Source organism: Arthrobacter sp. KNU40 (genome assembly GCF_051515115.1).
In the GTDB taxonomy this organism is placed as follows: domain Bacteria; phylum Actinomycetota; class Actinomycetes; order Actinomycetales; family Micrococcaceae; genus Arthrobacter.
On sequence record NZ_CP195850.1, the window covers coordinates 838,038 to 858,623 of the forward strand.

At 64.6% G+C, this 20,586-nt stretch carries 17 protein-coding genes; 11 read left to right on the forward strand and 6 right to left on the reverse strand.

Annotated elements, in window-relative coordinates:
* Positions 1 to 8 precede the first annotated feature (8 nt).
* Positions 9 to 1,190, reverse strand: a complete 1,182-nt coding sequence (locus ACSKT0_RS04035; protein ID WP_437772613.1) for a sensor histidine kinase — start codon at positions 1,188 to 1,190, stop codon at positions 9 to 11.
* A 173-nt stretch (positions 1,191 to 1,363) separates the two neighbouring features.
* Here ACSKT0_RS04035 and pcrA point away from each other — a divergent pair, with 173 nt between their 5' ends.
* The 11 genes from pcrA to ACSKT0_RS04090 all read left to right on the forward strand — a co-directional run bounded on the left by pcrA (position 1,364) and on the right by ACSKT0_RS04090 (position 15,646).
* Positions 1,364 to 3,925 (forward strand): DNA helicase PcrA, encoded by a 2,562-nt coding sequence (gene pcrA, locus ACSKT0_RS04040; RefSeq protein ID WP_437772614.1) that lies wholly within the window; start codon positions 1,364 to 1,366, stop codon positions 3,923 to 3,925.
* 284 nt (positions 3,926 to 4,209) lie between these two features.
* Entirely contained in the window at positions 4,210 to 5,379 is a 1,170-nt protein-coding gene (gene sucC / locus ACSKT0_RS04045) for an ADP-forming succinate--CoA ligase subunit beta (protein ID WP_437772615.1), read from the forward strand.
* Between the two features lie 12 nt (positions 5,380 to 5,391).
* The gene (gene sucD / locus ACSKT0_RS04050) at positions 5,392 to 6,294 is read left to right on the forward strand and encodes a succinate--CoA ligase subunit alpha (RefSeq protein WP_241708187.1); all 903 of its coding nucleotides are present in this window, start codon (positions 5,392 to 5,394) and stop codon (positions 6,292 to 6,294) included.
* A gap of 310 nt (positions 6,295 to 6,604) precedes the next feature.
* The gene (locus ACSKT0_RS04055) at positions 6,605 to 7,009 is read left to right on the forward strand and encodes a tautomerase family protein (protein WP_437772616.1); all 405 of its coding nucleotides are present in this window, start codon (positions 6,605 to 6,607) and stop codon (positions 7,007 to 7,009) included.
* Positions 7,010 to 7,219: 210 nt separating this feature from the next.
* A complete protein-coding gene (gene iolC, locus ACSKT0_RS04060; RefSeq protein ID WP_437772617.1) occupies positions 7,220 to 8,251 on the forward strand; it encodes a 5-dehydro-2-deoxygluconokinase in 1,032 nt (343 codons plus the stop codon).
* Complete coding sequence (locus ACSKT0_RS04065; protein ID WP_345452331.1) at positions 8,248 to 9,177, forward strand: Cgl0159 family (beta/alpha)8-fold protein; 930 nt, start codon at positions 8,248 to 8,250, stop codon at positions 9,175 to 9,177. Before iolC ends, ACSKT0_RS04065 begins: the two co-directional genes overlap by 4 nt.
* A gap of 20 nt (positions 9,178 to 9,197) precedes the next feature.
* Positions 9,198 to 11,126 (forward strand): 3D-(3,5/4)-trihydroxycyclohexane-1,2-dione acylhydrolase (decyclizing), encoded by a 1,929-nt coding sequence (gene iolD, locus ACSKT0_RS04070; RefSeq protein WP_437773963.1) that lies wholly within the window; start codon positions 9,198 to 9,200, stop codon positions 11,124 to 11,126.
* A 60-nt stretch (positions 11,127 to 11,186) separates the two neighbouring features.
* Positions 11,187 to 12,698 (forward strand): CoA-acylating methylmalonate-semialdehyde dehydrogenase, encoded by a 1,512-nt coding sequence (locus ACSKT0_RS04075; RefSeq protein WP_437772618.1) that lies wholly within the window; start codon positions 11,187 to 11,189, stop codon positions 12,696 to 12,698.
* A 109-nt stretch (positions 12,699 to 12,807) separates the two neighbouring features.
* Entirely contained in the window at positions 12,808 to 13,719 is a 912-nt protein-coding gene (locus ACSKT0_RS04080) for a sugar phosphate isomerase/epimerase family protein (protein WP_437772619.1), read from the forward strand.
* 32 nt (positions 13,720 to 13,751) lie between these two features.
* On the forward strand, positions 13,752 to 14,765 hold the full coding sequence (locus ACSKT0_RS04085; protein WP_437772620.1) for a Gfo/Idh/MocA family protein: 1,014 nt from the start codon (positions 13,752 to 13,754) through the stop codon (positions 14,763 to 14,765).
* A gap of 8 nt (positions 14,766 to 14,773) precedes the next feature.
* A complete protein-coding gene (locus ACSKT0_RS04090; RefSeq protein ID WP_437772621.1) occupies positions 14,774 to 15,646 on the forward strand; it encodes a sugar phosphate isomerase/epimerase family protein in 873 nt (290 codons plus the stop codon).
* A 60-nt stretch (positions 15,647 to 15,706) separates the two neighbouring features.
* On the opposite strand, the gene ACSKT0_RS04095 is transcribed toward ACSKT0_RS04090, so the two are convergent.
* The 5 genes from ACSKT0_RS04095 to ACSKT0_RS04115 all read right to left on the reverse strand — a co-directional run bounded on the left by ACSKT0_RS04095 (position 15,707) and on the right by ACSKT0_RS04115 (position 20,552).
* Positions 15,707 to 16,114, reverse strand: coding sequence for a hypothetical protein (locus ACSKT0_RS04095; RefSeq protein ID WP_437772622.1), 408 nt, complete (start codon positions 16,112 to 16,114; stop codon positions 15,707 to 15,709).
* Positions 16,114 to 17,823: a SulP family inorganic anion transporter gene (locus ACSKT0_RS04100; protein ID WP_437772623.1), complete on the reverse strand. Its 1,710-nt coding sequence runs from the start codon at positions 17,821 to 17,823 to the stop codon at positions 16,114 to 16,116. Before ACSKT0_RS04100 ends, ACSKT0_RS04095 begins: the two co-directional genes overlap by 1 nt.
* Positions 17,820 to 18,200 (reverse strand): ArsR/SmtB family transcription factor, encoded by a 381-nt coding sequence (locus ACSKT0_RS04105; RefSeq protein ID WP_437772624.1) that lies wholly within the window; start codon positions 18,198 to 18,200, stop codon positions 17,820 to 17,822. The genes ACSKT0_RS04100 and ACSKT0_RS04105 overlap by 4 nt, the downstream gene beginning before the upstream one ends.
* Before the next feature lie 157 nt (positions 18,201 to 18,357).
* Entirely contained in the window at positions 18,358 to 19,377 is a 1,020-nt protein-coding gene (locus tag ACSKT0_RS04110; RefSeq protein ID WP_437772625.1) for a sugar phosphate isomerase/epimerase family protein, read from the reverse strand.
* Positions 19,374 to 20,552: a Gfo/Idh/MocA family protein gene (locus ACSKT0_RS04115; protein ID WP_437772626.1), complete on the reverse strand. Its 1,179-nt coding sequence runs from the start codon at positions 20,550 to 20,552 to the stop codon at positions 19,374 to 19,376. The genes ACSKT0_RS04110 and ACSKT0_RS04115 overlap by 4 nt, the downstream gene beginning before the upstream one ends.
* Positions 20,553 to 20,586: the final 34 nt, after the last annotated feature.

Genomic DNA, 20,586 nt, shown 5'->3' on the forward strand with positions numbered 1-20,586 from the left:
CGGCATGGTCATGCGGCCACGGCTTCGAGCAGGATCGTGGTTCCTTGTCCAGGCGTGGAAAAGACCCGCGCACGTCCCCCGGCGTCACGCATCCGGGCGAGGACGGATTCCTTCACGCCCAGCCTGTCGGTCGGGAGCGTCGAAGGGTCAAATCCACAACCGGAATCGCTGACGACCACTGAAACTTGGCCCGAGATCCGGGATAACAGGACATCCACATGTCCTGCGCCGGCGTGCCTGTCGGCGTTCAGGATGCATTCATCCACTGCCGCCAGCAAGGCAGCCTGGACAGGAGCAGCCAGCGCTCCGGTCGTCCCGTGGATCTCGACGCTGAAGCCGTCCCGTGCCCGTATCTCGGCGATTCGCCGCAACCGAACCGCGAGCTCGCCGGGTTCCGGGGTCTCGGACGGCGTCGAAGCGCCAAGGCCGACGTCGGTCGCTCCTGGCGGCGGTGGTCCCGGCCGGGCCACCGCCCCCGAGGAGGTGACGGCGTCGAGCATTTCTCCTAGTTGTTTCGAGGAGAGACCGGCGCCTTGGCGGCCGATCACGGTGAGGGTGCGCAAGGTGGTGTCGTGCAAATGCCTCGTGTTCCAGGCCACGTAGCTACGCCGGTTCTGTGCCACGATGTGGGCTGCCACGGATTCCTGGCGCACGGCGAAATCTCCCCAATACAGGGCCAAAGCCCGTGGTCCGCCAAGCCGCATCGCCAAGGTGATGATCCAGGTCGCCGCGAGTATGAAAGCGCTCGCCGGATGGACGCCCACCGCCGAAGCGGAGATCACCGTGTACCCCAGGACGAGAAGGAACGCCGTGAATGTGAACAGCCTTGAGCGCCAGGTTTTGCGCATCGAGAGGACGAGGACGGAACTTGCCGAGAGGACCAGTGTGTAGGGGAGGAAAGCGGGATTGAACTCGTCGCGTTGTTCGGAGCCCAACAATTCCGCGAGCAGGATGAGCCCGAACAGAACCGCCAGGCGGTGGGGCCATGCATCCGAGTGGAGCATCAGTGCGAAACAGGCGAGGACCGCCGCAAGGACAAGGTACGCGCCGACGAATTCCCACGGTTGGAGCGGCTTGGCGGCAGCCAGGAACAGGCTTGAGGCAATGGTGATGCCCGACCCCAGAAGGGTTCCGTATTTCGACACCACACCGGGGCGGCGCGTAGTCCAAACCCCTCGTTTTCCCCGCATGCCGTTCCTTTGGATGTGTCCCAGAGCCAGCGAACTTGTAGCTCCTAAGAAGCATAATTGGGAGAGCACTTCGGAGCCTCGGTATTTCCCGACTGAGCCGGTATTTGACGGACATCGAGGAAGATCATGCGGGTCCTCCGGGGTCAGAGCCACCGCCTAGACTGGTAAACACCATGGATATGTTGTTTGACCCGTACGCGGATGGCCCCTTCAAAGCTGCAAGCCGAGCTGCCACCAAGGCCGCTCCGGCCATGCTTTCACGCGCCGGAAGCGGCCCTGCACAGAGTGGAAGTGCGCCGGGCGGCTCTGCGCCTAGGGACTCTGCGTCCGGTGGCGGTGTGTCTTGGGGTGGCGCGCCCGGCGGTGGGCACGACGGGGGCCACGCGGGCTTGCCGTCTGCGGAGGCATTGCTCGAAGGGTTGAACCCCCAGCAGGAGGAAGCCGTCAAACATGCCGGCAGCCCTTTGCTGATCGTCGCCGGTGCAGGGTCAGGCAAGACCCGCGTGCTGTCGAACCGCATTGCGTACCTGATAGCCACCAGGCGGGCGCACCACGGCGAGATCCTCGCCATTACCTTCACCAACAAGGCGGCCGCGGAAATGCGGGAGCGCATCGAAGCGCTGGTGGGTGCCCGCGCCAAGTCGATGTGGATCTCCACGTTCCACTCCTCCTGTGTGCGCATCCTGCGCCGCGAAGCCGCCAACGTGGGACTGAACTCCAACTTCTCCATCTACGACTCCGCGGACTCCCTGCGGCTCATCACCCTCGTAGCGAAGAACCTGGACCTTGACCCCAAGAAGTTCGCCCCCAAGGCCATTCAGCACAAGATCTCGGCCCTCAAGAACGAGCTCATCGACGACGACGCGTTCGCCTCCAGTGCCAATTACAACGAACCCTTCGAACAGGCCGTGGCCGAGGTCTTCAAGGGCTACACGCAGCGCTTGCGCCAGGCCAATGCCATGGACTTCGACGACCTCATCGCGCAGACCGTTTACATGTTCCGGGCCTTCCCTGCCCTCGCGGAGTCGTACAGACGTCGGTTCCGCCATGTACTCGTGGACGAATACCAGGACACCAACCACGCCCAGTACGCATTGGTCCGCGAAATCGTCGGCGAGGGTCCGCAGGCGAGCGAGCTGACCGTCGTCGGCGACTCCGACCAATCCATCTACGCCTTCCGCGGTGCGGACATCCGCAACATCGTCGAATTCGAGAAGGACTACCCGGAAGCCCGCACCATCAAGTTGGAGCAGAACTACCGCTCCACCCAGAACATCCTGAGCGCGGCGAACTCCGTTATTTCGCGCAACCCCAACCGCCCGGACAAGAAACTCTGGACGGCCGAAGGCGACGGCGAGAAGATCATCGGCTATGTGGGGGAGAACGAGCACGACGAAGCCCAGTTCATCGCCAAGGAGATCGACCGGCTCCAGGACGAGGAGGGCTTGCGTCCTGGCGACGTCGCCATTTTCTACCGCACCAACGCCCAGTCACGCTCCATTGAAGACGTCCTCGTCCGGGTTGGCCTGCCGTACAAAGTGGTGGGCGGTACCCGGTTCTACGAACGCAAGGAAATCAAGGACGCCCTCGCGTACCTTCGCGTCCTGGTGAACCCCGACGACGACGTCAATTTGCGTCGCGTCCTCAACGAACCCAAGCGTGGAATCGGCGATCGTGCCGAAGGTGCCGTGGCGGCGCTCGCCGAACGCGAACGCACGTCGTTCATGACCGCGGCACGCAAGGCGGACCAGGCTCCCGGCATGGCCACCCGCTCCGTGAACGCGGTCCTGGGCTTCGTGAAACTTCTGGATGACCTGGCCGAAGTGGCCTCGGGTTCCGGGGCCGCGGCAGCTTTGGAAGCTGTCCTGGAACAGACCGGTTACCTGGCCGGGCTCCGCGCCAGCACCGATCCGCAAGACGAATCCCGCGTGGAAAACCTCGCCGAATTGGTGGCGGTGGTCCGGGAATACGAGCGCGACAACCCAGAAGGCTCGCTGGGCGAATTCCTCGAGCAAGTCTCCCTCGTAGCCGACGCCGACCAGATCCCGGACGCTCCGGAGGGATCTTCCGAGGATGCGGCCGCGGCCGTGGCCGAGGCCAAGCGGATGGGAGTGGTCACGCTCATGACCCTCCACACGGCCAAGGGCCTGGAATTCCCCGTCGTCTTCCTCACCGGCATGGAACACGGGCTGTTCCCGCACCAGCGGTCCGCAACGGATCCGAAGGAACTGGCGGAGGAGCGTCGCCTGGCCTATGTGGGCCTCACCCGTGCACGGAAGCGCCTTTACGTGACCCGTTCGGAGGTCCGCAGCATGTGGGGCCAGAGCCAATACAACCCCGCCAGCCAATTCCTGGAGGAGATCCCCACCGGTCTCGTGGAGTGGAAGCGCGAAGGGACCTCCCGCCAAGTAAGCGGCTGGGGTAACGCGCCCATCGGCTCCGGGCGTTACGGCGGCTCCTTCTGGGGCGCCGGAACGTCGCGCGGCGCTGCCGCCAGCGGCACGGCGGGCTTCAACGCCGACGTGCCGGCCGCCGTCGTACGCAACCGTGTCCAGCCGCAAAAGGAAGTGGTCGCCGTCGTCGTGGGGGACAAAGTGAACCACACGAGCTTCGGCAACGGCACCGTGATCGGCATCGAAGGCGCCGGTGACAAGACCGTGGCAAAGGTGAAGTTCGACGTCGGCGAGAAACGGCTGCTGCTGCGTTACGCGCCGCTGACCAAACTGGATTCCTAGCGGCTCCCGTCGTCCTGCCGTCCTGGCATTATGGTGGCTGGACGCGCCGGAAAACCGCGTCATATAGCGGTTTTTCTACGGTCGATAGAAGTGTGTGCTTACTCACTTAACAGGTACTGTAGAACCGGCTGGCCTCCCCGGGGGGCTAAAGTTCGAGAGGAACTTGCGCAATGTGACCGGCTGCTAGATGGCCGTTCGATGCGCACCTATCCGCAGCCGGTTTTCGCGGTCACCGTGGTTTCCGGCTGTACAGAAACTACTTCGACGTAGAAGGACACTAAACCGTGGACCTGTTTGAATATCAGGCGCGCGATATGTTCGAAGCGCACGGTGTACCCGTGCTCGCCGGCATCGTGGCGCACACTCCTGAAGAAGCAAAGGCTGCTGCCGAGAACATCGGCGGCGTGACCGTCGTCAAGGCGCAGGTAAAGGTCGGTGGCCGTGGCAAGGCCGGCGGTGTCAAGGTCGCAAAGTCCGCTGACGAAGCGCTTGAGCACGCCACCAACATCCTTGGCATGGACATCAAGGGCCACACCGTCAACAAGGTCATGATCGCCCAGGGCGCCGACATTGCTGAGGAATACTACTTCTCCGTCCTGCTGGACCGGGCCAACCGCAACTACCTGGCCATGTGCTCGGTTGAAGGCGGCATGGAAATCGAGCAGCTTGCCGTTGAGCGCCCCGAGGCACTCGCCAAGGTCGCCATCGATCCCGCCGTCGGAATCGACCAGGCCAAGGCCGACGAAATCGTTGCCGCTGCTGGTTTCTCCGAGGAACTGCGCGGCAAGGTTGCTTCCGTCATCCTGAAGCTCTGGGACGTCTTCAAGAAGGAAGACGCAACCCTTGTTGAGGTCAACCCGTTGGTCAAGACCGGCGCCGGCGACATCGTTGCCCTTGACGGCAAGGTCTCGCTGGACGAGAACGCCGGCTTCCGCCACCCCAAGCACGCACACCTTGAGGACAAGGACGCAGCTGACCCGCTCGAGGCCAAGGCCAAGGCGCAGGACCTCAACTACGTGAAGCTTGACGGCTCGGTTGGCATCATCGGCAACGGCGCCGGTCTTGTGATGTCCACCCTCGACGTCGTTGCTTACGCAGGCGAAAACCACGGCAACGTCAAGCCGGCCAACTTCCTGGACATCGGCGGTGGAGCCTCCGCTGAGGTCATGGCCGCTGGCTTGGACGTCATCCTCGGTGACGAGCAGGTCAAGAGCGTTTTCGTGAACGTCTTCGGTGGCATCACTGCGTGTGACGCTGTGGCAAAGGGCATCGTCGGTGCACTGGCCGAGCTTGGTGTCCATGCCAACAAGCCGCTGGTTGTCCGCCTCGACGGCAACAACGTCGAAGAGGGCCGCCGCATCCTGGCCGAGGCCAACCACCCGCTGGTTACCCTGGCAGCCACCATGGACGAGGGCGCCGACAAGGCCGCCGAGCTCGCCAACGCAGCGAAGTAAAGGGACCTCACAATGTCTATTTATCTGAACAAGGACTCCAAGGTCATCGTCCAGGGCATCACCGGCGGCGAAGGCACCAAGCACACCGCCCTGATGCTCAAGGCCGGCACCAACATCGTCGGTGGCGTCAACGCCCGCAAGGCTGGCACCACGGTGCTGCACGGCGACAAGGAAATCACCGTCTTCGGCACCGTCAAGGAAGCCATAGCCGAGACCGGCGCCGACGTCTCGATCGTCTTCGTTCCGCCGGCATTCACCAAAGCCGCCGTGGTTGAAGCCATCGAAGCAGGCATCGGCCTGGTCGTTGTCATCACCGAAGGCGTGCCGGTTCAGGATTCCGCCGAGTTCTGGGCACTCGCCCAGGCCACGGTGGACGCTGACGGCAAGCAGATCACCCGCATCATCGGGCCGAACTGCCCCGGCATCATCACCCCGGGCGAAGCCCTCGTTGGTATCACCCCGGCGAACATCACGGGCAAGGGCCCCATCGGCTTGGTCTCCAAGTCTGGTACCTTGACCTACCAGATGATGTACGAACTTCGCGACCTTGGCTTCTCCACGGCCATCGGCATCGGTGGCGACCCCGTCATCGGCACCACCCACATCGACGCCCTGGCTGCGTTCGAGGCGGACCCGGAGACCAAGGCAATCGTCATGATCGGCGAAATCGGTGGCGACGCAGAAGAGCGCGCAGCCGACTTCATCAAGGCCAACGTCACCAAGCCGGTTGTCGGCTACGTTGCAGGCTTCACCGCCCCCGAGGGCAAGACCATGGGCCACGCTGGCGCCATCGTCTCCGGCTCCGCGGGTACGGCTCAGGCCAAGAAGGAAGCTCTCGAAGCTGCAGGCGTGAAGGTCGGCAAGACGCCGTCCGAGACCGCCAAGCTGCTCCGCGAGGTCTTCGCAACCCTCTAGCACCCAAAGCAGGGCCCACGACGGCGCCCGTCACCTTCCACGTGAAGGTGACGGGCGCCGTCGTTGTTTAACTGTTGAATGCCCGGGCGGCCCGTCACCGACGCTCGCTCACATCTGAAGGCTTTTGGGCCGACGCTCGCTCACATCTGAAGGCTTTTCGACCGACGCTCGCTCACATGATGTGAGCGGGCGTCGGCGGTTAAGGCCGGATATGTGAGCGGGCGTTGCAGGGGGCGTCACGGTGGGAAGAGCTTGTGGGGCGCTTCGATAGTTTGTTAGCATGTCAGGACAAACTATTAAAGGAGAGCAGATGCCCCTCGTCCGCATTGATGTCAACGAAGGCCGCACACCAGAGCAGCTCGACGACCTGAGCAGGCGGATCCACGACGCTATCCTCGCCGAGTATGGCATCCCGGAGCGCGACTACTTCCACATCATCACCGAGCATCCCGCAGGCCAGATTGTTGCGCAGGATGCCGGCCTCGGTTTCGAACGAACGTCCGGCGTGGTCATGATCCAGATATTCACCCAGGGCGGGCGGAGTCGCGAAGCCAAGCAGTCCCTGTTCGCCGCCATCGCCGCCGGGCTCGGCGAGATTGGCGTCGCCGGCGAGGATGTCTTCCTTGGGTACGTCGAAAACAGTGCCGATGACTGGTCCTTCGGCTTTGGCCGCGCCCAGTATGTCACTGGCGAGCTTGCTGTTCCTGCGCGGTAACTGAGGCGTTTTGGGGCGGATTCAAGCCCAAGTCGCCGCGTAATTTATGCCATTACGTTTCGTTGTAAATATGTCAGTACAAACCTTTGACAGGACATGAATTCTGGTGCAAAGTAGTGGTTGTGGCCCCGCTCACTGCGGGCCGGCAAAAGCACCGGAGCTCTCACCGTCCCGCAAGAAGAGTTCACTACAGAAAGGTCCGCGATCACCGTGACCCACGAACTGCTCACCATCGGGCGCATCAGCGTTGATATCTACCCGAACGACATCGGTGTGGGACTGGAGGATGTGCAGTCCTTCGGCAAGTACCTTGGCGGCTCGCCGTCCAACGTGGCCGTCGCCGCCGCCCGCCACGGCCGCCGCTCCGGCGTGATTACGCGCACCGGCGATGACCCGTTCGGCATCTACCTGCACCGCGAGCTGCGCAAGTTCAAGGTCGACGACGCGTTCGTCACCCCGGTACCCGGCCTTCAGACCCCGGCCACGTTCTGCGCGATCCAGCCTCCGCACGACTTCCCGCTGTACTTCTACGGCCGTTTCCCGACGGCACCGGACCTCCAGATCAAGGCCGAGGAACTCGACCTCGAAGCCATCAAGGACGCCGGCATCTTCTGGTCCACCGTGACCGGCCTTTGCCAGGAGCCCAGCCGCTCGGCCCACCTCGCAGCACATGAAGCCAGGCCGCGCACAGGCCTGAACGAGGGCCAGTACACCATCCTGGACCTGGATTATCGGCCTATGTTCTGGGCTTCCGAAGACGAGGCCCGGGCCGAGGTCGCCAAGATCCTGCCGCACGTCACGGTCGCCATCGGCAATGACAAGGAATGCGCCGTCGCCGTGGGTGAAGGAACCCCGGACGAGCAGGCCGACCGCCTCCTGGCCGCCGGCGTCGAGATCGCCGTGGTCAAGCTCGGCCCCGAAGGCGTCATGGCCAAGACCCGCACCGAACGCGTTGTCTCCGCTCCCGTTCCCGTGGAGACCGTCAACGGCCTGGGCGCGGGCGACTCCTTCGGCGGTGCTTTCTGCCACGGACTGTTGTCCGGCTGGCCTTTGGCCCGGATCCTGGACTATGCGAACGCGGCAGGCGCGCTCGTCGCCTCCCGCCTCTCGTGCGCCGACGCAATGCCGACGCCGGAAGAAGTCACCTCCTTGCTCGCCGAACGTGGCCGCCTGACCCCGGACGGCACAGCAGGCACCGACGCAGCTTCCCATCCAGCAGTTTCCGAAGGAGCAACACGTTGAGCTTCAATGACGACCCCCGCCGTTACGAGCACCTCAGTGCCATCCGGCTTGAAGATCCCGACGCCGTTGCCCGCGCCGCTGCCGCACGTCGCCGCCACCCGGGCCTGAAGTACGGCTCCCAGAACTTCATCGTCGCGGCCGACCACCCGGCCCGCGGCGCGCTGAGCGTCGGCGCCGACCCGGTGGCCATGGCCGACCGCCGGGAACTTTTGGACCGGCTGCAGATCGCTTTGGCGAATCCCGCCGTCGACGGTGTCCTGGCCTCGCCGGACATCATGGATGACCTGCTCCTGCTCGGGGCGCTTGAGGGCAAGCTTGTCTTCGGCTCGATGAACCGCGGCGGCCTCGCGGGGCTGGTCAACGAAATCGACGACCGTTTCACGGGCCACACCGCAGCCGCCCTGGACGCCCTCGGCGCCGACGGCGGGAAGATGCTGACCCGGATCTGCCTCGGTGACCCGGACACGGCGTCGATCCTGGAAGCGACGGCCAAGGCGGTGGACTCCCTCGCAGCGCGCAAGCTCATCGCCATGGTGGAACCGTTCCTGTCCGTCCGCGAGGCGAACGGCAAGGTCCGCAACGACCTTTCCCCGGACGCGGTCATCAAGTCGGTGGCGATTGCGCAGGGCCTGGGTTCCACAAGCGCCTACACCTGGATGAAACTCCCGGTCGTGGCCGAGATGGAACGCGTCATGGCCGCCACCACACTGCCCACGGTCCTGTTGGGCGGGGATCCGGACGCGGGCCAGGACGAGGTCTTCGCCAGCTGGCAGGCAGCGCTTGCCCTGCCGGGAGTCCAGGGATTGACTGTGGGACGGACCCTTTTGTATCCGGCCGACGGGGACGTGGCCGGGGCCGTGGCCACCGCCGCCTCGCTCTTGAAAACGCCAGCGCTGCTGAAGACACCTGCGAAAGTATCGGAGTAAGAGTAATGTCAACGCGCAGAATGACGGTCGCCCAGGCGGTTGTCGAGTTCCTGTCCAAGCAGTACACCGTGGACACAGTCGGCGGGAGCGAGTACCGGGAGCGCCTGATCCCGGGCACCTTCGGGATCTTCGGACACGGCAACGTCGCCGGCGTCGGCCAGGCCCTCAAGCAGTACCAGCAACTCGACCCGAGTATCATGCCGTACTACCAGGGCCGCAACGAGCAGGCCCAGGCGCACCAGGCTGTCGGCTACGCTCGGCACACCCGCCGTCGCCAGACCTTCGCGATCAGCACCTCGATTGGCCCGGGTTCCTCGAACCTGCTGACCGGCGCGGCGCTGGCCACCACCAACCGGCTGCCGGTGCTCTTGTTGCCGAGCGATACCTTCGCCACCCGGGCCGCGGATCCGGTGCTGCAGCAACTCGAGCTGCCCTACGCCTACGACATCACGGTCAACGACGCCTTCCGTCCGCTGTCCAAGTTCTTCGACCGGGTGTCCCGGCCCGAGCAGCTGTTCTCCGCGTTCCACCACGGCCTGCGCGTCCTGACAGACCCGGCCGAGACCGGTGCCGTGACCATTTCGCTGCCGCAGGACGTCCAGGCCGAAGCCTTGGATGTCCCGGAAGAGTTCCTCGCCGAGCGTGAATGGCGGATCCGCCGCCCCGAAGCCGACGACGACGACATCCGCCGCGCCGCCGAGGCCATCCGCGCCGCGAAACGGCCCTTGATCATCGCCGGCGGCGGCGTCCTCTACGCCTTCGCCAACGAGGAACTCGCCACGTTCGCCGAGCTCACCGGCATCCCGGTAGGTAACACCCAGGCGGGCGTCGGCGTCCTTCCGTGGGACCACAAGTTCTCGCTTGGAGCCATCGGCTCCACGGGCACGACGGCGGCGAACGCCATCGCGGCCGAGGCTGACTTGATCATCGGCATCGGTACCCGTTACGAAGACTTCACGACGGCGTCGCGCACTGCGTTCCAGAACCCCGACGTGAAGTTCGTCAACATCAACGTGGCCGCGATCGACGCGTACAAGCACGGCACCGTGCTGCCGATCGTCGCCGATGCCCGCAAGGCCCTGGTCAAGCTGAACCAGGCGCTCGGCGGCTATCGTGTCGGCGCGGACCTCGAGCAGAAGATCGCGGCCGAGAAGAAGCGCTGGAACGGCATCGTGGACGAAGCCTTCGACACCCGCCACACGCCGCTCCCGGCCCAGAACGAGATCATCGGCGCCACCAACCGGGCCATGGACGAGCAGGACGTTGTCATCTGCGCCGCCGGTTCCCTGCCCGGTGACCTGCACAAGATGTGGCGCGTCCGGGACCCCTTCGGCTACCACGTGGAATATGCCTACTCCTGCATGGGTTACGAAATCCCCGGCGGCCTGGGTGTCAAGCGTGCCGCTCTGGCCGAGGCCGCGGCGGGCGGCAAGGATCGCGACGTCGTGGTCATGGTGGGGGACGGCTCCTACCTGATGATGCACACAGAACTTGTCACCGCCGTCGCCGAACGCATCAAACTGATCGTGGTCCTCATCCAGAACCACGGCTACGCCTCGATCGGTTCGCTCTCCGAATCCCTGGGCTCGCAGCGCTTCGGCACGCAGTACCGGGTCCTGGACAAGGAACAGCACTCTTTCGATGCCGGCGAGAACCTGCCCATCGACCTGGCCCTCAACGCCGAGTCCCTCGGCGCGAAGGTGATCCGGATCGAACCCGGCGAGAAAGTCATCGCCGAACTGGAACAAGCCATCCGCGACGCGAAAGCAGCACCGGAAGAAACCGGACCGATCGTCATCCACGTCGAATCCGATCCCTTGCTTGACGCGCCGAGCTCCGAATCCTGGTGGGACGTTCCCGTCTCGCAGGTCTCCGAACTCGAATCCACCCAGCAGGCCTACCAGACGTACACCGACCACAAGAACCGCCAGCGCAAGCTGCTCGGCTAGCCCCCTCAAGCTCGCTTCAAGCCACAGACCTCTTCAAGCAACAGACAAGGAAGTCCGCACATGTCGACGACGACCACCATGACCACCATCAAGCATTTCATCAACGGTGTTGAAACCGCCGGCGCCGGCGATCGCAGCCAGCCGGTCTACAACCCGGCCACCGGCGCCGTCTCCGCAACGTTGCGCCTCGCGAACCGTGCCGATCTTGACGCCACCGTTGCCGCCGCGAAGGCCGCGAGCGAAAAGTGGGGCGATTTCTCCCTCGCCAAGCGCACCGCTGTCCTGTTCAAGTTCCGCGAACTGGTCGCCTCCCACGTGGACGAACTCGCGGCCCTGATCACCGCCGAGCACGGCAAGGTCATTTCCGATGCCAAGGGCGAGATCGGCCGCGGCCTGGAAGTGATCGAGTTCGCCTGCGGCATCCCGCAACTGCTCAAGGGCGACTACTCGGACCAGGTCTCCACCGGCATCGACGTGTTCTCCTTCCGGGAGCCCCTCGGCGTCGTCGCCGGCATCACCCCGTTCAACTTCCCCGTCATGGTTCCGCTCTGGATGGCACCCATGGCGATCGCCACGGGCAACGCCTTCATCCTCAAGCCCTCCGAACGCGACCCCTCCGCCTCGATGCTGCTCGCGAAGCTCTGGAAGCAGGCCGGCCTTCCCGACGGCGTGTTCCAGGTCCTGCACGGCGACAAGGAAACCGTCGACGGGCTCCTGACCCACCCGGACGTCGACGGCATCTCCTTTGTCGGCTCCACCCCGATCGCGAAGTACGTCCACGAAACCGCCACCAAGCACGGCAAGCGGGTCCAGGCCCTGGGCGGGGCGAAGAACCATGCGATCATCATGCCCGACGCCGACCTCGACAACGCCGCCGACCACCTGGCCGCCGCCGCGTTCGGTTCCGCGGGCGAGCGGTGCATGGCCATCTCCGTCGCGGTCGCCGTCGGGGACGCCGCCGAGCTGCTGGTCAAGAAAGTCGAGGAACGCGCCCTTGCCGTGAAGGTCAAGAACGGCACCGAGCCCGACGCCGAAATGGGCCCGGTCATCACCCCGGCCTCCAAAGAACGCATCGTGCGGATCGTCACCGAAGCCGAAGCCGCGGGAGCGGCGATGGTCGTGGACGGCCGCGACCTGGTGGTCCCCGGCCACGAAGAAGGCTTCTGGGTCGGCCCCACCGTGATCGACCACGTCAAGACTGAAATGACCGCCTACACCGAGGAAATCTTCGGACCCGTCCTCGTCGTCGTCCGCGTCGAGGACCTGGACGAAGGCATCAAGCTCATCAACTCCAACCCCTACGGCAACGGCACCGCGATCTTCACCTCCTCCGGCGCGAACGCCCGCAAGTTCCAGCGCTCCGTCACCGTGGGCATGGTCGGCATCAATGTCCCCTTGCCGGTGCCCGTGGCCTACCACTCCTTCGGCGGCTGGAAAGCCTCGCTCTTCGGCGACAAGCACATCTACGGACCCGAAGGCGTCTCCTTCTACACCCGCGGCAAGGTCGTCACCTCCCGCTGGCCCGAACCCACCCACGCCTCCGGCGCCTCCTACAACTTCCCCTCCAACTAGTCCCCTCCCACCCAACTGACTCGCAGTAGTTGTCGTTATGAGCCCTCATAACGACAATAAATGCGAGTTAGTTGGGCCGGCAGGGCGCCGATTGAACAAGGATTGAGCAATGACAGAGAACAAACTCATCATCGGCACGGCCCCGGACTCTTGGGGTGTCTGGTTCGCGGATGACCCCAAGCAGACCCCGTGGGAACGCTTTCTGGACGAAGTGGCCGAGTCCGGCTACAAGTGGATCGAACTGGGCCCTTACGGCTATCTGCCGAACGAACCCACGCGCCTCGCGGAGGAACTCAAGCAGCGCGACCTCAAGGTCACGGCAGGAACGGTCTTCACTGCCTTCCACCGCGGCCTGGACCAGTGGGAGACCGCCTGGGAACCTGCCCGTAAGGTAGCCGAGCTCACGGCCGCCATGGGCGGCGAGCACATCGTGGTCATCCCGGCCATGTGGCGCGACGACGTCACCGGGGAAGCAGTGGAAAGCGGGGAGCTCACCGAGAAAGCGTGGAGCGACCTGTTCACCGGCCACAACCGTCTGGGCAAAACCCTGCTGGAAGACTACGGCCTCAAGCAGCAGTTCCACTCCCACGCCGATTCACATGTCGGGGCGCAGGCGGACATCGAAACGCTCCTGGCGTCCACCGATCCCCAGTACCTGAACCTGTGCCTGGACACCGGACACGCGGAATACTGCGGAGCCTCCAGCCTGGAACTGATCAAGAACTACCCCGACCGCATCGGCTACCTGCACCTGAAGCAGATCAACCCGGATGTCCTCAGGAAGGTCAACGAGGAAAACATGACCTGGGCGGCAGCCAACCTGGCCGGCGTCATGACCGAACCGCCGAACGGCCTGCCGGATCTTCGTGCAGTCATCGAGGCCGTTGAAGGACTCAACCGGCCGATCTTTGGCATTGTGGAACAGGACATGTACCCCGTGGCCTTCGACGTCCCCATGCCCATCGCCAAGCGCACCCGCAACTACCTGCTTTCGTGCGGCTCCCGCACTGCCGTGCAGTAGCACAGCAGCCCAGACACCTAAGGACAGAAACAATGACTGACATTCTCCGCGTGGCCGTCATCGGCGCAGGCCGCATGGGCGCCGACCACATCAAGCGGCTCAGCACGCGCATCCACGGCGCCGAAGTGGCCGCCGTCGTCGACGTCGACCTCGCCCGCGCGCAGGCCGCCATCGCAGGGATCGACGGCGCCGTCGCCCTCGCTAGCGCCGAAGAGGCCCTCAACAACGGCGACGTCAACGCCGTGCTGATCGCCACCCCCGGTTTCCTGCACGAGGAAATCTTGTACAAGGCACTGGAGAAGGACTTCCCCATCCTCTGCGAAAAGCCGCTGACTCCGGATGCCGAGAGCGCTTGGAAAGTTGTCCAGGCCGAAACGGCGCTCGGCCACAAGCGCATCCAGGTGGGCTTCATGCGCCGCTTCGACGCCGAATACGCCGCCCTGGGTTCCGTGATCCGCGACCGTGAACTCGGCGAGCTGCTCATGCTGCACCACCAGCACCGCAACCCGGACACGCCCCAGGGCTTCACCAACGCGATGCTCATCAACGACTCCGTGGTCCACGAATTCGATGCCATCCGTTTCTTCACCGGCGAGGAAATCACCTCCGTGCAGGTCCGCCTCGGCAAGGCGACGCGCAACGCCCCGAACGGCCAGCACGATCCCCAGCACGTCCTGATCGAGACCGAGTCCGGTGTCCTGGCCGACGTCGAAATCTACGTGAACGCCAAGTTCGGCTACGAAGTCGCCACCCAGGCGTCCTTCGAGGACGGCATCGTGAGCATCGGTGGCGACGGCGGTCCTTACGTCCGCAGCGCCGGCCGCTGGGGCGGCAAGGTCACCCCTGGTTTCGAGGAGCGCTTCGGTGCCGCGTATGACGTCGAGGTCCAGGCTTGGGTTGACGCCGCCCGCCGCGGCGAAATCGGCGGCCCCACCGCCTGGGATGGCTACGCCACCGCTGCTTGCTGCGAAGCGGGAGTCGAAGCCCAGAAGTCGGGCGAAAAGGTCGCGGTACAGCTCAACACCAAGCCTGAGCTGTACAAGTAGGAGTGACCATGAAGATTGCGCTCGACCCCACACCGTTCCACCACAGCCACAGCCTGCTGGAGTTTCCCCGACTGGCCGCCGATCTCGGCTATAAATACCTCCAGCTGACCCCGCACGCTGACTTCATCCCGTTCTTCAACCACCCCAAGGCTGACGACGAACTGGTGGGCAAGCTGAAGAAGGCCTGCAAGGATGCCGACGTCGAGATCGCCTCGGTGCTTCCCGTGCTGCGCTGGTCCGGGCCGGACGAAGACGCCCGCGAGGCCGCTGTCCGTTATTGGAAGCGTGCCATCCAGATCACGGTCGATCTCGGCGTGCAGACCATGAACACCGAATTCAGCGGCCGCCCGGAAAAGGCAGAGGAGTCCGAAAGGGCGTTCTACCGCTCGATGGAGGAGTTGCTTCCGATTATCGAGCGCGAAGGCCTGGACGTCCTCATCGACCCGCACCCGGACGACTTCGTGGAGGACGGACTCGCCGCCCTGCGCGTCATCCGAGGCGTGAACTCGCCCAACATCGGTATGGTCTACGTTGCCTCCCACACGTTCCACATGGGCAACAAGCCGCTCGACATCATGCGGGCCGCTGGGGACAAGCTGCGCCTGGTCCACGTGTCCGACACCATGGACCACCACGCCTCCCACGGGCTGCGCTACATCACCAACCCGCCGGGCAACGCCGTGCGCGTGCACCAGCACCTCAAGATCGGCGACGGCGACGTCAACTGGGACGAGTTCTTCGGCGGGCTCAAGGAAATCGGCTTCCTGGACAAGGACAACACTGTCATGGTGTCCAGCGTCTTCGCCGAGGACGACAACGCCAACGAGGTGTCCCGCTACCAGCTGGAAACCATGGGCAAGTACATCGCGAAGGTCCAGTAAGGGCAGACAACAAAGGGAGGCGGCGGGTTTCTCGCTGCCTCCCTCCCTTTGTTGTCCTGGCTACCGAAGCAGGGATGCCAGGCAGGTGTTGTATCCGGCCATGACTTCCTCGAAACTAAGCAGTCGCGGCCTGCCATGAACGGCGGTCTTGGGAAATGCGGGGAGTTCTTCCGGGGAACACAGCAGCGGTTCGCAGGTGCGCCCGGCGGCATTCAGGGTGGCGATGCCCCAAGGATGAACGGCCGGTGTGACCGTAATGTCGATGGCGTTCAGCGTGTCGGGGAGGAGATTGCGGACGACCGATCTCCAAGCCGCAACGTAGGATTCGCGGAGCATTTCGATCTTGTCGATGTCATTGAGATCGTAGCTCCGAAGCAAATCTTCGGAGAGTGAGTCCCATTCCTCGGTGGACCGCACGAGCAGGTGGGCGGCCCGGATGTGGGCGCTTGCTTCGTTCAGTGAAGGCATTAGTCTTCTTTCAGGGTTGGCGCCTGTAGGGTCGCCTGCGGCTGGACCGGTTGCGGGTTCTTGCCGGGGTTGCGTGCGCTGGCGGCGCGGGCGACGTGGCTTCGGGCGTGTTCGACGGCTGGGGCTAGTTCGGTGAAGAGGTGTTTGTGGTGGCGGAGGGAGTCCAGGACCCCCACCTGGGTGACGAGCCGAAGGTGGCGCTCCTGGATCCCTTTGATCAGCACCGTGATTCCGCGGCGTTCTAGAGCCTGGACCATGTCGGTGATTGTTCTGGCCCCGGTTGCGTCCAGGATCTGCAGTTGTGACATGCGGATGATCACGACGTCGACGTTCCGGATGGCGCTGACCCGCTCCAGGACGCGTTCGGCGGCGGCGAAGAACAACGCCCCGTCGAGCCGGAACACGGCGATGTGCTCGTCCCCTTCGTGGACCGGGCCGGGGATTTCTTCCCGGTGCACTCCGCTGGACCGGACCAAGGCACGCAGGGCGAAGAAGGCGGCGACAGCGATCCCGATTTCCACGGCCTCGATCAGGTCGAAGGACACGGTGATCAGTGCGGTGACGAAGAACACGACCGTGTCGGCGCGGGTTGATCCGATCACGCTGCGCAACGTTTTGAGGGAGACCATGCGTGTCGCGGTGACCATCAGCACCCCAGCCAACGCGGCAAGGGGGATGCGGGAAACCGGGCCGGTGGCCAAGTACACCACGGCCAGCAGGACCAACGCATGGGTGATGGCGGCGAGGCGTGTCCGGCCGCCCGAGCGAATGTTCACGGCGGTGCGGGCGATGGCACCCGTGGCCGGCATGCCGCCGAAGAATCCGGACGCGACGGACGCCAGGCCCTGGCCCAGGAGCTCACGGTCCGCGTCGTAGGGGCCGGTATCGGAGATCGACGCTCCGACCCGTGCCGAGAGCAGCGACTCGATCGCGGCCAGGGCCGCGATTGTGGCCGCGGACCCGGCCAGCGCGGTGATCGTCGCCAGGTCCAGCGAAGGCATCGTCGGGGCCGGCAGGGAATCGGGCAGGGCACCGATCCGGGTCACGGGCAGATCGAGGAACTGCGCGGCCACAGTGGCGATGATGATCGCGATGAGCGAGCCCGGGATCCGGGGATGGATCCGCGGTGAGGCAACCATGATCACCGCGACCAGAGCTACCACGGCAACCGGGGCAAGAACCGAGGCTGGGGACACAGTGCCGATGGCCTGGATCGCCGAGATGACGGCGTTGCTGCTAGGCCCGGGCTTGCCGCCGAACGCGGCAGGGACCTGCTGCAGGAAAATGATTACCGCGATTCCGACGGTGAAGCCCTCGATCACAGGCCAAGGCAGGAGAGTCACGACCCGCCCGAGTTTGAGTAGCCCGGCGGCAACCACTATCACCCCGGCAAGGACCGAGACAGCGGCCAGTGCACCGAGCCCATGGGCGGCGATGACCGGGCCCAGGACCACGACCATTGCGCCGGTAGGTCCGGAGACCTGGATATTGGAACCACCGAAAACGGCCGCGATCACGCCTGCGATTACGGCGGTGATCAGTCCGCTGGCCGCACCCGCGCCAGAGCTGACACCGAACGCGAGGGCCAGCGGCAGCGCGACGATGCCGACGGTGACCCCGGCAACCAGGTCTCCTTTCCAGGTACGCGGCAACAGCGCGTAATCCTGGCGCGCGGGCAGGAAGGCCCGGGCGGCGACCAGGATCTTCATCGGGTGCTGGCCGCTGCGGCTGACGCGGGTGCAGTCGCTTCTGAGGACTCAAGCTGCGCCCGGGTGGTGTGCAGCATGTCGTTGAGCAGCAGTCTCGCAACGGAGAGGAGTTCCGCGACCTGTGGGTACGCCAAGGTGTAGAACATCTGCAGCGCCCGTCGTTCTCCCTTGACGAGCTGATATCGGCGCAGCACCGACAGATGCTGGGACAGGTGCGAAGCCTCCAGGCCTGTTGCGGCCAGAAGCTCTGTCACTGACACTTCGGGCGCCGCCGACAGGAGCTCCAGAACCCGGATCCTGACCGGGTGGGCCAGCCCCTTGAACAGATTGGCCTTCACCTCGTACAGCGGTGCCCGGAAATCCGCGAACTCTTCCATGACTGCCTCCTTGCCCGCCAGTACAAGCCTTTGCTTGACTATTTGATGGATTCATCATCCAGTGTAGCAAGGGCGGGAACGGAGAGCCCTGCGTGCCAACACAAGAGGGCTTCATCCGAAATCGGATGAAGCCCTCTTGTGCAGTTCGAGGAACCCGCTATGCCGTCACGTTCAGCGACGCTGTGAGCGCTGCGTCGGCGTCCCGCAGGACCTTGGCTGCGACCTCGAGTCCTTCGATCCTTCCGAGCGAGGTGTCTTCGTGCTCGATGTTGACGAGCACGTTCGGGTCCACTTCATGCAGGGCACGCAGGAACTCGGTCCAGTAGGGGGTGTCATGCCCGCGGCCGAGGGCAACGAAGTCCCACGCGGAGTTCTTGGGCCACTCGTTGGCCCATTCGTCACCGCCGAGGTTCGTGCGGTTTTCGTCCGGCGAGAGGCGACGGAAGCTGTTGTCGAGGACGCCGTAGAGTGCGGCGTTCCCGGTATTGACGCGGACGTCCTTCGCGGCTGCCTGGAAAACCAGCGGGCCGAGTTCGCGGACCACGGCTACCGGATCCATCTGCTGCCAGAACAGGTGCGAAGCATCCAGTTCAACGCCCACATGGGTAGCTCCCGTGAGCTCGATGAGCTTGCGGACATCGGCGGTGTTGAACACGATGTTCTGCGGGTGCAGTTCGAGGGCCACCTTGACGCCGTGGTCTGCAGCCAGGCGGTCGGTCTCGCGCCAGAACTTCGCCGCGACGTCCCATTGGTAATCCAGCACATCCAAAGCCGCCGAGTTCCAGGCGTTGACGATCCAGTTCGTCACGGTCGCGCCGGGCTCACCGCCGGGCAGGCCGGACATAGTCACTACCCGGTTCTGGCCGAGGCGCTCCGCGAGCCGAATGGAGCGGCGGATGTCCTCGGCATGCTTCTCTCCGATCTCGCGCTTCGGGTGCAAGGGGTTGCCGTTGCAGTTCAGTCCTGCGATCGCGACGCCGGTCCCCTCGAAGATCGCGAGGTAGTCGTCGCGGGCGGCATCCGAGACAAGAATGTCGGCGAAAGTGGGGACGTGGACCGCGGGCAGGAACCCGCCGGTGTTGATCTCGATTCCCGTGAGGCCCAAATCAGCGATGACTTTGAGGGCTTCGGGAAGCGGCCTGTCGTGCAGGATCGCGTTGTAGACGCCGAGTTTCATAGCGTGATGGTCTTTCCGTTGTTGAGTGCCGATTCCGTGACAGCGCCGAGCAGTTCCATGTTGCGCACGCCTTCGTCGAACGTGGCGCAGCGGGGGAGGGACTCGGATTCAGGCAAACCTGCAACCTCCTCGAGGAATGCGCGGGCCTGGTATCCGAAAGCGTCGTTTTGGCCGAAGCCAACCTCGGGGGCGTCCATGGCGAGGCCGCCGGCGATGTAGGGGTGGCCCGGGCCGAGGATGACCTGGCGGTACCCGTTCTCGTTGCCGGAACCATCGTTGAGAAAGAGCTGGATTTCGGAGGGGCGGCGCTGGTCGAACTTGGCCGCGCCGTTCTCGCAGAACACTTCGAAGTTGAGGCTGTTGGCGTGGCCGGCGGCAACGCGGGAGACTTCGAAGCTGCCGGCGCCGTTCCCGAACTCTGCGTTGAAGGCGGCATAGTCGTCGTTCTCCACGGCCTCGAAGGTGTCGCTGACGGCGGCGTGATCGTGGCCCATCACGGCGCCAAGGGGCACGGGGCGCTTGTCGATGACGGTGCTCAGGCGCCCGCCGCTGATGGACTTGATGTCGCCGCACAGGAACTCGGAGACGTAGGCCAAGTGGCTTCCGACGTCGGCCAGTGCGCCGGAACCGGGGCCGCCCTTGTAGCGCCAGCTCATGGGAGCCGACGGGCTGAAGCCGTAGTCGGTCCAGTAGCGGCCGCTGAAGTGCAGCACCTTGCCGAGGACACCGGTCCGGATCAAATCGCGGATGTAGGCAATGCCGGGCGTGCGGCGGAACGTGAAGCCGATCCGCGCGATGCTCGAGGCGTTGCGGGCGGCCTCGGCCATAGCCCGGGCGTCCTCGATCGAGTCGCTCAGCGGCTTCTCGCAGAGGACGTGCTTGCCTGCGGCCAGGAGTCCCTCGACCACCTCGCGGTGGAGGGAATTCGCGATGACGACGCTCACGACGTCGATGTCGTCGGCTTCCGCGATGGCCTGCCATGAGGTGTCATTGCGTTCGTAGCCAAAACGTCGGGCGGCGAGTGACCCGAACTCTGCGTTCACATCGCCGATGGACACGAGGCGCACCGGCGGAAGCACGGGGCTGTAAAGGGCGGACGCCGTGCGGTAGGCCGCCGCGTGTGCCTTGCCGGCCATACCTGCGCCGATGACGGCGACCCCTAGGCTCTCAGCCATTGATTTCTCCTTCGAAATTAAGCCTGGGTGCCGA